Genomic DNA, 12809 nt, shown 5'->3' with positions numbered 1-12809 from the left:
ATTCACTGCGCGGTTAAGCCACTTTCGATGTGGCAATTTTGTGAAGGATTAAGTCATCGCTACCGAATTTCGTGATCGCCGTCACCGCGAAGAACGCAAACACCGATTAAATCGGGAAATCATGGTGCCAGAGGTTCGCCTATCTGGTGTGGAAAACGAACCCCTGGGTGTTGTCAGTCTGACTGAAGCGCTGCGCATGGCGGGTGAGTTGGATGTGGATTTGGTTGAGATTGCCGCCACGGCAAATCCACCTGTTTGTCGTTTGATGGATTACGGTAAATTCAAGTACCAGGAACAGAAAAAAGCTGCTGAAGCGAAAGCCAAGCAGACCGTGATCGAAATCAAAGAGATCAAGTTTCGCCCTGGTACCGATGACGGTGACTACAACATCAAAATGCGCAACATCAAGCGCTTTTTGGCTGAAGGTGACAAGTGCAAGATCACGCTGCGGTTTCGCGGTCGCGAAATCACGCACCAGGATTTGGGTATGGCTTTGCTCAACCGGATTCGTGACGAGTTGGGTGATTTGATTCTGGTGGAGCAGTTCCCCAAGCTCGAAGGTCGTCAGATGATCATGATGATTGCTCCAGGTCGCAAGAAGATCGCTGTCGCTAAACCTGTTGTAGCTGACACCTCGGCAACAGCTTGAAAATAAATAATTAGGCCAGCGGTTTTTGCTGGTTTGAAACAAGGCGGTTTGATGCATGGTTTAGGCCAGTCGTCAAGCTTCCTTGGGTGGGGTGCCTTGACTGGCATCACACCTGAAAGTGGTGAGTTTTTAACTCGTCACCAAAAGTGGCTCGGGGCCATCAAGGCTGCAAATTGATTGCAGACGCCTCACGAGCACAATGTAACAGGAGCAGTAAATGCCCAAAATGAAGACCAAAAGCGCGGCGAAGAAACGCTTCCGCGTCCGTCCAGGTGGCACCGTTAAACGCGGCCAAGCCTTCAAACGTCACATCTTGACCAAGAAGACCACTAAAAATAAACGCCAACTGCGTGGTTCAACTGCTGTTCATGAGACCAATATGGGTCACATGGCGCAGATGCTTCCAGGCCGTGGTATTTAATTAACGACGAACAAGGAGTACTCACATGCCTCGCGTCAAACGTGGTGTAACGGCTCACGCCCGCCACAAAAAAGTTCTGGCCCTTGCAAAAGGCTTCCGTGGTCGCCGCGGTAATGTTTTTCGGGTCGCTAAAGAAGCGGTCATGAAAGCAGGGCAATATGCCTACCGTGACCGTCGTACCAAAAAACGTGTGTTCCGTCAGTTGTGGATTGCCCGTATCAATGCCGCTGCTCGTCAGTGTGGCATGACATACAGCCAGTTTGCCAACGGTCTGAAGAAAGCTTGTATCGAGATTGACCGCAAGGTTTTGAGCGATATTGCGATCCATGACATGGCCGCATTTGCTGGTATTGTGGAACAAGTCAAGGCCAAACTGGCTGCTTGAGTTGAGTTGAATGCTATTTAAAAAGTAGCATCTAACGCAATATTGATAAGGGCTAGAGCTTGAAAAAGCACTAGCCCTTTTTCCTTGGATTTGAGTCTATAAAAGTATCTATGAACGACTTGACAACCGTTGTTGACGCCGCCCGCACGGCGTTCGAGCAGGCCCAGACCCCCGCCGATCTGGAAAACAGCAAAGCTCTTTTTCTTGGCAAATCTGGTCGCATCACCGAGATGATGAAGGGCCTGGCAAGCTTGCCGGTAGAGGAAAAAAAAACACGTGGTGCCTCCATCAACCTTGCCAAACAGGGCATTGAGTCGGCCCTGAACGCGCGTCGTCAGGCACTGGCAGACCAGGAATTGCAGGCTCAACTGCAGGCCGAGGCGCTTGATGTCACCTTGCCAGGCCGTCAACGGGGCACAGGTGGTTTACATCCGGTGTCGATCACGCTTGAACGCATTGAAAGCATCTTTGGCTCAATGGGGTTTGAAGTTGCTCAAGGTCCCGAGATTGAATCTGATTGGTTCAACTTCACGGCGCTCAACACGCCTGAAGACCACCCCGCGCGCTCCATGCACGACACTTTTTATGTCGAGGGCGGTAGCGAACAAGCCCCCAATTTGCTCCGCACCCATACCAGTCCGATGCAGATTCGGCATGCGGTTCAGCATGTGAAGAAGCACCGCGCTGCAGTCGAAGGCACTTCGCCTGAAGGCACATCGAGTCAGGGCACTCTTTTTTCGGGCGCCATGCCTGAGATTCGTGTCATTGCACCTGGGCGCACCTATCGGGTGGACAGCGATGCCACGCACTCGCCGATGTTCCACCAGTGCGAAGGCCTTTGGGTTGGTGAGAACGTCAGCTTCAAGGACTTGAAGTATGTGTTCACAGATTTTTGCCGCACTTTTTTTGAAAACCCTGATCTGGTGCTGCGTTTCAGGCCCAGCTTCTTTCCATTCACGGAGCCGAGTGCCGAGGTTGACATTCAATTTCCAAGCGGTCTCCTGGCTGGCCGTTGGCTTGAAGTCGCCGGTTCCGGCCAAGTCCATCCTAATGTGATTCGCAACATGGGCCTGGATCCGGAACGCTACATCGGGTTTGCCTTTGGCATGGGGCCGGACCGGCTGACCATGCTGCGTTATGGCGTAAACGATTTGCGCCTGTTTTTTGATGGTGACATTCGTTTTTTGGCGCAATTTCGCTGAGTTGTTGGCCACCTTTGCGGCGTGCTCCTTGTTTTGGGGCTGATCGTTTCCAAGAATCCTGAAAAGAATCCCTTATGCAATTTCCTGAATCCTGGTTACGCGAATTTTGTAACCCACACCTCAGCACCACAGAACTGGCCGAAACCTTGACAATGGCGGGTCTGGAAGTTGAAGAACTCAAGCCAGTAGCCCCACCATTCAGCCGCATTGTGGTGGGTGAAATCAAAGAAGCCCTGCAACACCCCAATGCGGATCGCCTGCGCGTGTGCCAAGTGGATGTGGGGCAGGCCGAGTTGTTGACCATTGTCTGTGGAGCGCCCAATGCCCGTGTCGGTATCAAGGTACCGTGCGCCGTGGTTGGAGCCGAGCTTCCACCGGGGGACGATGGCAAACCCTTCTTGATTAAGGTGGGCAAGCTGCGTGGCGTGGATAGTTTCGGCATGCTGTGCTCGGCCAACGAACTCAAGCTCGCGCAAGACCACGGCGGTTTGCTCGAACTGGCGCTAGATGCCAAAGTGGGCCAGAACATCCGGGAGCATTTGCTGCTGGATGACACACTTTTTACATTGAAACTCACGCCTAATCTGGCGCATTGCCTGAGTGTGTTCGGTGTGGCTCGTGAGGTATCTGCTCTGACGGGTGCGCCTTTGATGCAAGCAACTTTTCCGAGAACCCGTTGTGCCATAGACGAAATCTTGCCTGTAAAAATCAGCGCCCCTGATTTATGCGGTCGTTTTTCTGGCCGCGTGATTCGCGGGGTCAACGCCAAAGCGGCGACACCGGCCTGGATGGTTGACAAACTGGCACGTTGTGGCCAGCGTAGTGTGACGGCGTTGGTGGATATTTCCAATTACGTGATGTTCGAGCTGGGTCGGCCCTCGCATATTTTTGACCTCGACAAAATTCACGGTTCACTTGACGTTCGTTGGGGTAAGCCAGGTGAGCAACTGAAGCTGCTCAACGGCACCACCGTCACCGTCGATACGCAGGTTGGCGTGATTGCCGATGCCGTGCAAGTCGAGTCTCTGGCAGGGATCATGGGGGGTGATGCGACGGCCGTGTCCGACGACACCGTCAACATTTATGTTGAAGCCGCATTCTGGTGGCCCAAAGCCATCGCTGGACGTTCACGCCGCTTTAACTTTTCGACGGATGCAGGCCACCGCTTTGAGCGCGGCGTCGACCCCGAGTTGACGGTCGAGCACATCGAGCGCATCACGCAGTTGGTTCTGGAGATTTGCGGCACACCAGACACCGTGTGTGGCCCAATTGACGATCAACAGGTTGCCATGCCCAAGCCATGCGTTGTAACCATGCGCGTCGCGCGAGCCGCCAAGGTGTTGGGTATGCCCTTGAATCAGGCGCAATGCGTTAAAGCGCTAACCAGCTTGGGTTTGCCTGTAACTGAGGGCGATGGCGTGATCGAGGTCACATCCCCGTCTTACCGCTTTGATTTGCAAATTGAAGAAGACCTGATCGAAGAAGTGGCCCGCATGATCGGTTTTCACAATCTGCCGCAGACGCCTCCACAAGCCCCCATCACCGCCAAGCTTCGTCCTGAGAGCCAACGCAGCCCGTTTGCCGTGCGCCGTTCCCTGGCGGCCTTGGGATACCAAGAAACCATCAACTTCAGCTTTGTTGAAGAGCGCTGGGAGCACGAGCTGGCAGGCAATGCAAACCCCATCAAACTGCTTAATCCAATTGCGAGTCAAATGAGTGTTATGCGCTCGTCCTTATTGGGTTCTCTGCTACAAGTGTTGAAGTTTAATCAAGATCGCAAAGCGCAGCGTGTGCGGGTCTTTGAGCTTGGCCGCGTCTTTTTGCGCGACGCTTCGGTAACCAATACTGACACCAGCGTGCAGGGCTTTGATCAACCGATGCGCGTGGCTGGCTTGGCGACGGGTTCGGTCGATGCGCCTGAGTGGGGCTGCAAAGAGCGAATGGTTGACTTTTATGATGTCAAAGGCGACCTGGAAGCTTTGTTCGCGCCCATTCATCTCACGTTTGAGGCGGCCGAACATCCCGCCATGCACCCTGGGCGTTGTGCCCGTGTGCTGCGTGATGGCGCGACAGTTGGCTTTGTCGGAGAGTTGCACCCCAAGTGGCGCCAATCGTATGACTTGGTGCATGCGCCGGTGGTATTTGAGCTAGATCTGGACGCAGTGTTGAGTCGCCAGGTGCCGCATTTTGAACAGGTGCCGCGTTTCCAGGCAGTCGAACGTGACATTGCTGTCCTCGTCAAAGAGACTGTCACGCATGATGCATTGATGCAGGCGATATGGGCGGCGTCCAGTGGTGGGGTGTTGCGTGACGCTGTGTTGTTCGATATCTATCGCCCCAAGACAACAGATCGGACTGATGAGCCAACGGGTTTGCCTGAAAAGAGTATGGCGGTGCGCCTGACACTGAATTCTCATGAGGCGGCTCTGTCTGAGCAACAGATTGAAACAGCAGTGGCTGCCATTGTGGCAACTTTGGTGGAAAAAGTCGGAGCTAGCCAGCGTGTTTGAAGTCGCTCACCCCAGCAAAATTACAAGAGAGCACCCGATGGACATCACTGTTGAATCTCTTGAAACCCCTGCACTTACCAAGGCGCAGTTGGCAGAGTTATTGTTCGAGCAAATCGGCTTGAACAAGCGCGAGTCCAAGGACATGATTGATGCTTTTTTTGACCTGATTGCCAGCAGTCTTGTAGAAGGCAACGACGTCAAGGTGACCGGGTTTGGCAACTTTCAGATCCGCACTAAAGCACCGCGGCCTGGTCGAAACCCTAGAACCGGCGAGGCGATACCCATTGAAGCGCGCAGGGTGGTGACTTTTCACGCGAGCCAAAAACTCAAAGAGCAGATTCAGGATCAGAATTTTCTCAAATCCAGCGGAGTTTGATTCGTGCAATATGTTGGTCGCAACAGTCCGGTCGGCTTTACACTGCAGACGCTTCTTAGCGTGACCCAACAGCTTCATCGCCTACTTCGTTGATTTACATGGAGAATCCTCTCCCTTCCATTCCTGCCAAACGCTACTTCACCATCGGTGAAGTAGGTGATTTGTGTGGCGTCAAGCCGCATGTGCTCCGATATTGGGAGCAGGAATTCACGCAACTACGGCCCATGAAACGGCGTGGTAACCGGCGCTATTACCAGCATCATGAAGTCTTGATGATTCGCCGGATTCGCGATTTGTTGTACGACCAGGGCTTCACCATCAGCGGCGCTCGCAACAAGATGCAAGAGCTGCTGCAACTCGAGCGTGATAAAAAAAGTCACGGTGAGGTTATGCTGGATGGCGTTGAGGTCATTGAAGTTAGTGATTCGATGTTGGCAGATTTTTCGAATTCCGAATTTCTTGACGGGATGGCTGCAGACGGTGATCCATGGCAACAAGTTCGTCATGAACTCTTTGCCATTCGTGAGTTGCTTGCGCTCGTCAGCTAAAAAGTTGATGTGTCTGTGGTTATAATTTAAGGCTTCGGTGTGTGGCGCAGCCTGGTAGCGCACTTGCATGGGGTGCAAGGGGTCGAAGGTTCGAATCCTTTCACACCGACCAATAAAATCAAGGACTTAGCTTAGAAATGGGCTAAGTCCTTTTTCTTTGGTTTGCTCAAGGGGTAAACCAAGGGGTAAACTCAAAATTTCTAAGGGTCGGTCCTTTGAAAATGCAGTCTGGCAGCTTTGCTGCCTAATTCGTTTATTTCGACCCAAAGAATATGACGCCACGGTGTGATGCTTGATCGATTGGGTAAAACAAAGGATGATGTTTGCATCATTGACAGTTTTCGCAGACCCCTGATATCGATATCTGAACTGAAGACTGGAGTCTGTGGTTCTAGCACCACATTCGAGACATGCAGGTCGAACACGTCGCGGTTGCGTTTATGTTGCCAAGCTCACCTCCCACTAGACGCCATTTGTGCATATCTACATCGACATTGCTGACACTGGCAGCCGATAGGTCAGTGCCCACCGGTCTTCGGTCTGATAGGCTTACAGCCCTGATCTTCGCCACTATCCGCGACACAGCGCAAGATTGAACAGGCCCCCTGTTTTGGAATTAATGAACCTTTCCCATGCGTGTCCTGCTCTACAAAGACCTCAACACCCGTCGCGTCAAAGCTGCATTTACCAAGGTGCGCGCTTTTCTGGAGGCCGATGACTTTCGCAGTGCCGATGTCAAAAAGCTGAGCCCCACCCCTTATTGGCGTGCAAAACTCGATTACAGCAACCGCTTGCTGCTTCAGTTTGCCCGATACGGCAGTGAAACCGTCTGCCTGGCCCTGGAAGTCATCGAAAACCACGCGTACGACAAATCACGCTTCCTGCGTGGCGCCGCGTTTGACGAGGAAAAAATTGAGAAGGAGCTGGTACTTAAGGATGTGGCCACTGCCCACAGTCAGCCCGATACAGCACCCCTGCGCTGGCTGCATGCCAGCCGCCATGAGTTCGATATGCTGGACAAGCCCATCATGTTTGATGATGCGCAAGAAGCTGTGCGGCGTTTGCCCGCACCGGTGGTGGTAGTTGGATCGGCAGGCTCTGGCAAGACGGCTGTCACGCTGACCAAGTTGCGTGAAGCTGCCGGGCGTGTGCTGTATGTCACGCTGTCGAGCTACCTGGCGCAATCGGCACGGACGCTGTATGACGCGCACGGTTTTCAAAATCCAGTCCAGGAGCCCGAATTCCTTAGTTACCGGGAATTTGTGGAAACTTTGCGCGTGCCCACTGGGCGCGAGGTCACTTTCACTGCATTCTCAGCCTGGTTTGAGCGCCACCGCCAAAACACGCGTAATGCGTTGGTTGACCTGGATGCACACGCGCTGTTTGAGGAATTTCGCGGGGTCATCACCGCAGGTGTGCAAGGCCCATTGGATTTGCCAAGCTACCTGGCGCTCGGTGCGCGCCAGTCGTTGCTCGATGCCCCGGCGCGTGAAGCTGCTCATGGGCTGTTTCAACGTTATCAAGAGTGGTTGGCTGAGTCCAAGCTGTATGACCTGAACCTGGTGGCCTTTGAGTGGCGCGCCCTGACACAGCCCGTGTACGACTTTGTCGTCATCGATGAAGTGCAAGACCTCACCAATGTGCAACTGGCACTGGTGTTGGCCTGCCTGAAGACACCCGGACAGTTCCTGCTGTGTGGCGACTCCAACCAGATCGTGCACCCGAACTTCTTCTCATGGGCGGCGGTGCGCACCATGTTCTGGCATGGACTGGCCGGTGAAGCCGCACAGAGGCAAACACTTTCGGTCTTGCAAGCCAACTTCCGCAACACCCGCAACGTCACCGAGTTGGCCAACACCCTGCTCAAAATCAAGCAGGCCCGCTTTGGCTCAATTGACCGGGAAAGCAATTTTCTGGTGCAAAGCACTTCACAGACCGAAGGCGCAGTTCGCCTGTTGCCTGCCAAGGATGCGATGCTACGCGAACTCGATGGCCGCACGCGTGCATCTGTTCACCATGCGGTGGTGGTGCTGCGCGACGAAGACAAAGCTGCTGCACGTGCCCGTCTGCACACACCATTGGTGTTTTCGGTGCATGAAGCCAAAGGGCTTGAGTACCCCCATGTGATTTTGTTCACGATGATCTCAAACCAGCGCGCCGCTTATGCCGAGGTCTGCGAGGGTGTGGCCCTGAGTGACCTGCAGGTGGAGGAACTCAACTACAACCGTGCGCGCGACAAAGGCGACAAGTCACTGGAGTTGTACAAGTTTTACGTCAACGCACTGTATGTGGCCATGACCCGGGCGGTGGAGAGCCTGACCCTGGTGGAATCCGACACCGCACACCCCTTGCTTGATCTTTTGGGTCTGAAGGTAGCGACCGAAACAGCGGTGCCCGGCGACTCTGCACAAACCTCCAGCCGCGAAGAATGGGCGCAAGAGGCACGTAAGCTGGAACTGCAAGGCAAGGAAGAACAGGCGCGCGCTATTCGGGACACTTTCTTGCAGGTGAAGAAGGTCCCCTGGACGCCCTGGTCTCAGGCGCAGATGGAAGAACTGGTGCCACGTGCACTTGACCGCATCCAGCCATCCAACAAGCCGCGCCAGAGTTTAATGGACTATGCGCTTTGGCATGGCCAACAGGCGTGGGTTGAGAAGTTGGCTGTACTGGCCAAGTTTGAACCTGCGCGAACCCTCGTTCCAGGTGAAACCTACGGAAAACTCAAGCCTCGAACCGAGTTTTCCAGCTTCGATGACGAGCAACGGTATGACTATTCCCTTGAGTATGAGCGCCTTGAGCAACTCGGTTACCGCGCGGCCACGTCGCTGCGGCAGCGCCATTTGCAAACTTACTTGGCGCACAATTTCAAGGACATACTGCGCCAATGTGACCAATACGGGGTTGACCACCACACGATCACGGGTGGCACGCCTTTGATGCTTGCCGCTGTGGCGGGCAATCTGCCACTCATTGATGCTTTGCTTCAGCGCGGTGCTGACTTGCAGGTCACCGACGAGTTCGGCCACACCGCCTGGATGGCCGCCTTGAACCGCGCCATCGACGCCCCCGACTTTGCTCGACAAAAGGTAGGGGCTTTGTTCGAGCGCATTGCCCCTGCCGTGATCGACGTGCAAACCGATGGCCGACTGGTGCGACTGGAGCGCCATCAGGGCGAATACTGGTTGCTTGGCATGATGCTGGCGGGCCTGAAAACCTTGAGAACCCACTGCGTCGCGCGCTTGCACCACCCGTATAAATACGAGCCAGGGTTTTTTGCTGAAGCCCTGCAAACCAGTCTTGAATGCCTGCCAGAGCATTTGTGGCCAGACAAGCGGCGCAAACGCAGTTATGTCAACGCTGTACTGGCGCGCGCAGAAGTTGCCAGCCAGTACCAACCTGCGCGCAAACTGTGGCTTCGTATCAAAAATGGCCATTACTTGCCCAACCCAAGCATGCAATTGCGCACCCACAATGCCAACGAAGCGTTGTGGCAGCCCGCGATGCAGGTGCTCAATCTCAATTGGGTTGATGCGGGAACCAAGCGTGCAGCCAACTGGTCACTCAGCTTAAGTGAGCTGATCGAAAAGGCACAAGCCGGCGTCAAGAATGAGTTTTTTTGACTAAAACCGCGTGCAAGCGGTAAAAGCGCCCGATTTTTCGGCCGAGCCACAAAAATCAATTCAACATTTGAAAAACACAGGTGGGTGCCACTGACGAAACTGGCGAAAGCCCAAGAATACGGGGTTTTGTCAGTTTTGGCAGTACCTTCCTGCTCCCACACTTTTATTCGAAATCGTAACTTTCTCGCACACTTTGGTTTATTTTGGCAATAAAAAATCTGGGTCGATTTCCATCGTCAACAGATTTCCTCCCATATTGGTGACCATTTGCGAAAAATCCTTCCTATGGCGATCGCCTGAAGTTACTGTTATTTTGGTCTCGGCACTGATACCGAATTCTCAATGTTCAGGTCGCCCATACCGGCAGGATATTGAGCGTCGAAAACAGGGCATCCCAAACCGGGTGAATTCACCATGGATGGACTCGCTCGAAAAGAGGAAAGGCGAGGGGGTACGGACGAACCCGATGTAACGTCTGTGGTCTGTGGTCCTTGCGAATTATCAAGTTTGAATTAGGCACATGGTGTCAACATCGCCTACGTATGCATCATACGGATGTTATGAAAGACACCGACGATGGCGTGACAATCAAAAAACCTAATTTAAAAAAATGATGATAAACGAACACCTGCGGGCACACATTGCCAATCTACTTTCCGAATATGGGGTTCGAATAGTTGCACTACCGGGCGGATACGTTCAGTTGATTGGTCGGTACGGCGACATATTGCTCAGCCATGACCTTTTGACCTTGAGTCCACGCAAACTTGAACGCCTGTGTTTTAACGTTGCCTGAATCCATCGGTTCTATTTTTACTTGCATGAGCGCAGACAAGTGATCTTTCATCATGTCTTTTGACAACCCCAAGTGGCACCGGGACCTAAGACAAAAAATGGACACGATGGCAAGTCGTTGAGTTGCTGTTCAATCGCCTTGTCGTGGGTGACGGGGCGCAACACCAATTCTCACAAAAGATTTCAAGCTGGGAAATCGGCTTGACCCATGCAATTGGATCAGACCATGTAATCTCAAAAGTCGGTAAAAAAATATGGATTCATATTGAATTAAGCCTTTTTTTCGCAGAATAGTTAATCAGATTGATAGAATGTGCGCTTCACATAACTAAATTAAAGGTCGTTACACATGTCATCACTTATCGATATCCAAAAACAGATTGCCGAACTTCAAGCACAGGAAGCTGAGATCAAAGAACGTGAGTTCAATGAAAAAGTCATCATGATCAAAGAGACGATGGCATCCTATGGCATTACTGTTGAAGACCTCCAAGGCAAACCGGCAAAAGCAACCAGAGTGGCTGGCACAAAATCGGCGAATCCTGCTCCAGCCAAGTTCAAAGGTCCGAATGGTGAGTCATGGTCTGGCCGTGGGTTGGCTCCAAAATGGATGGCCGCGCTGATTTCTGAGGGTCATGCCAAAGAAGAGTATTTGATCAACAAGTAACCAGTCATCATTTGCTTGATAAAAAGGGGACATTTTGTCCCTTTTTCCATTTGTGACTGATCGTGATGGAACCAACTCAGCAGGCTTGCAATTTCTCTGTGCAGAGTGCTAGACTTTTCTCATGACCAAACGCCCCAGCGAGTTTGCCCAATACTGTTGTGAATTGCTCTCTACAGTTGGCCCATGCATGGCCAAACAGATGTTCGGTGGCTATGGCATCAGCGTCGATGGGTTGACGATTGCGATTCTGGCGGATTTGGGGCAGGGTGAAAAATTGTGGCTCAAAGCCTCCTCTGAGACGACAGCCCTGTTTGAATCAGCAGGATGCGAACGGTTTACTTACCTTGCCAAAGGTGAACCGAAAAGCATGGGCTACTACAGCGCCCCGGACGAGGCAATGGAGTCTGCCAATGAAATTGCACCATGGGCACGCCTGGCCTTGGAGGCCGCTTTGGTTGCGAGTCAACCGAAAATCAAGCGCTCAAAGAAGTGATATCCACATCAATATCAGTCATGAAATCATTCTCTCCCGTCAACTTATCGGATTTGCTGGATGCCTTCGGATGGGGCAGTGCAACAGTCACGCCGGAAAATTTAGCCAAGTTGTCGTGTTTGACTGGAAAAGGTTACCTCACGTCCCGGGAACTGGGTGTTCGGGACGAATTGTCAGACGAAGCTAGTACAAAAGGCACTTTCATCATCAATCCCAATTGGTCTGAATATTGATGCACCGATAGGTGAAGTACTTGCCCACTTTCTCGGACGTGTCTATGTACGAGTTGACGACAGCGTCTTGAAATACGCCATGACCATCTTTTGTACGTCAATGTGACTCATGTGACATCTGCCATTGCTAGGCAGCAGCTTTGTGCCAGGTTTCAGATTTGTCCGTGGTGAAAATTGATTGAGGTGGTCCACAAAAGCCTGCCCAAAGAAGCCTAGGCGGTGTGCTGATTGCCCAACTTCAGGTTTTGCAACGATACTGATTTCCCCAATACTGTCGATTTGAAGTGGCATAACCAACTCAATGCCACATTGCGCTGCCAGTTCCTTAAGTGCCCTGATGAGTGCGGCCTCCCGCAATGCTGCGTGTTGTTCGGCAGAAATTCGACCATTGGATAGCTGTTCATCAGCCTGCGCCAGATGGTTGACCGCTGAGATTAACCTTAACGACATTCTCAATCCTCAAATTTTCTTTGATTTTAAAACATACTGCATTAGTACTTGTGCGGTTTTACATAGCCCAAGAGCGTGATAGATGCAACCTGGGAATAAGGCCCCATCACAACCGTTGACTATTGGTCATCAGGCATTCAAGTTGCCAACATCACCGGTGCCGTTTATCAACAAGCACCGCCAGCGGCAAAAAAGCAACATGCTTTCAGTTCTGATTGGCAGCGTGTATGAGACAGCACCACTGTTGAGTAGACAGGCTTGAAGGCGCAGCCGATGTGGTCGCCCCTGGCAAGACACAACAGAGTGGCTCAGCTATTGATGTAGCTGGTCAACTGTAAGCGCGCCATTAACCTCAGGTAGTCAAGGTAAGGGAATCGGCGATATTTCTGGTAAGCGCAGGTTCCATGGAAGAAGCGCTTCAACTTCTTCGGCCGTCTTTGCGGCTGGCAATTCACGTATC

At 52.5% G+C, this 12809-nt stretch carries 13 protein-coding genes and 1 tRNA gene; 12 read left to right on the top strand and 2 right to left on the bottom strand.

Annotated features, from left to right (window positions below; genetic code table 11):
- Positions 1 to 55: 55 nt before the first annotated feature.
- The 9 genes from infC (at position 56) to PHQ58_RS09115 (ending at position 9711) form a co-directional block, all read left to right on the top strand.
- Complete coding sequence (gene infC, locus PHQ58_RS09155; protein ID WP_300110499.1) at positions 56 to 649, top strand: translation initiation factor IF-3; 594 nt, start codon at positions 56 to 58, stop codon at positions 647 to 649.
- Positions 650 to 866: 217 nt separating this feature from the next.
- Positions 867 to 1070, top strand: coding sequence for a 50S ribosomal protein L35 (gene rpmI, locus PHQ58_RS09150; RefSeq protein ID WP_300110152.1), 204 nt, complete (start codon positions 867 to 869; stop codon positions 1068 to 1070).
- A gap of 25 nt (positions 1071 to 1095) precedes the next feature.
- The gene (gene rplT, locus PHQ58_RS09145) at positions 1096 to 1455 is read left to right on the top strand and encodes a 50S ribosomal protein L20 (protein WP_300110149.1); all 360 of its coding nucleotides are present in this window, start codon (positions 1096 to 1098) and stop codon (positions 1453 to 1455) included.
- Positions 1456 to 1565: 110 nt separating this feature from the next.
- A complete protein-coding gene (gene pheS / locus PHQ58_RS09140; protein WP_300110146.1) occupies positions 1566 to 2657 on the top strand; it encodes a phenylalanine--tRNA ligase subunit alpha in 1092 nt (363 codons plus the stop codon).
- A gap of 74 nt (positions 2658 to 2731) precedes the next feature.
- A complete protein-coding gene (gene pheT, locus PHQ58_RS09135) occupies positions 2732 to 5167 on the top strand; it encodes a phenylalanine--tRNA ligase subunit beta (RefSeq protein ID WP_300110143.1) in 2436 nt (811 codons plus the stop codon).
- Between the two features lie 37 nt (positions 5168 to 5204).
- Complete coding sequence (locus PHQ58_RS09130; RefSeq protein ID WP_300110140.1) at positions 5205 to 5543, top strand: integration host factor subunit alpha; 339 nt, start codon at positions 5205 to 5207, stop codon at positions 5541 to 5543.
- Between the two features lie 98 nt (positions 5544 to 5641).
- On the top strand, positions 5642 to 6091 hold the full coding sequence (locus tag PHQ58_RS09125) for a MerR family transcriptional regulator (RefSeq protein ID WP_300110137.1): 450 nt from the start codon (positions 5642 to 5644) through the stop codon (positions 6089 to 6091).
- A 35-nt stretch (positions 6092 to 6126) separates the two neighbouring features.
- Positions 6127 to 6203 (top strand) — tRNA-Pro (locus PHQ58_RS09120).
- Positions 6204 to 6723: 520 nt separating this feature from the next.
- Positions 6724 to 9711 carry an AAA family ATPase gene (locus tag PHQ58_RS09115; protein WP_300110125.1) on the top strand — a complete coding sequence of 996 codons (2988 nt, stop codon included), beginning with the start codon at positions 6724 to 6726 and terminating at the stop codon, positions 9709 to 9711.
- A 682-nt stretch (positions 9712 to 10393) separates the two neighbouring features.
- Here PHQ58_RS09115 and PHQ58_RS09110 read toward each other — a convergent pair.
- A complete protein-coding gene (locus PHQ58_RS09110) occupies positions 10394 to 10558 on the bottom strand; it encodes a hypothetical protein (protein ID WP_300110122.1) in 165 nt (54 codons plus the stop codon).
- Positions 10559 to 10855: 297 nt separating this feature from the next.
- Between PHQ58_RS09110 and PHQ58_RS09105 the strand changes: the two genes are divergently transcribed.
- The 3 genes from PHQ58_RS09105 to PHQ58_RS09095 all read left to right on the top strand — a co-directional run bounded on the left by PHQ58_RS09105 (position 10856) and on the right by PHQ58_RS09095 (position 11899).
- Positions 10856 to 11173: an H-NS histone family protein gene (locus PHQ58_RS09105; protein WP_300110119.1), complete on the top strand. Its 318-nt coding sequence runs from the start codon at positions 10856 to 10858 to the stop codon at positions 11171 to 11173.
- A gap of 121 nt (positions 11174 to 11294) precedes the next feature.
- The gene (locus tag PHQ58_RS09100) at positions 11295 to 11666 is read left to right on the top strand and encodes a TfoX/Sxy family protein (protein ID WP_300110116.1); all 372 of its coding nucleotides are present in this window, start codon (positions 11295 to 11297) and stop codon (positions 11664 to 11666) included.
- Between the two features lie 20 nt (positions 11667 to 11686).
- On the top strand, positions 11687 to 11899 hold the full coding sequence (locus PHQ58_RS09095) for a hypothetical protein (protein WP_300110113.1): 213 nt from the start codon (positions 11687 to 11689) through the stop codon (positions 11897 to 11899).
- 42 nt (positions 11900 to 11941) lie between these two features.
- On the opposite strand, the gene PHQ58_RS09090 is transcribed toward PHQ58_RS09095, so the two are convergent.
- Complete coding sequence (locus tag PHQ58_RS09090) at positions 11942 to 12349, bottom strand: hypothetical protein (protein ID WP_300110111.1); 408 nt, start codon at positions 12347 to 12349, stop codon at positions 11942 to 11944.
- Positions 12350 to 12809 lie beyond the last annotated feature (460 nt).

Source organism: Rhodoferax sp. (genome assembly GCF_028688795.1).
Classification (GTDB): Bacteria; Pseudomonadota; Gammaproteobacteria; order Burkholderiales; family Burkholderiaceae_C; genus Rhodoferax.
Note: the sequence above shows the minus strand (reverse complement) of the source record. Positions and strands in the feature narration are given on the sequence as shown.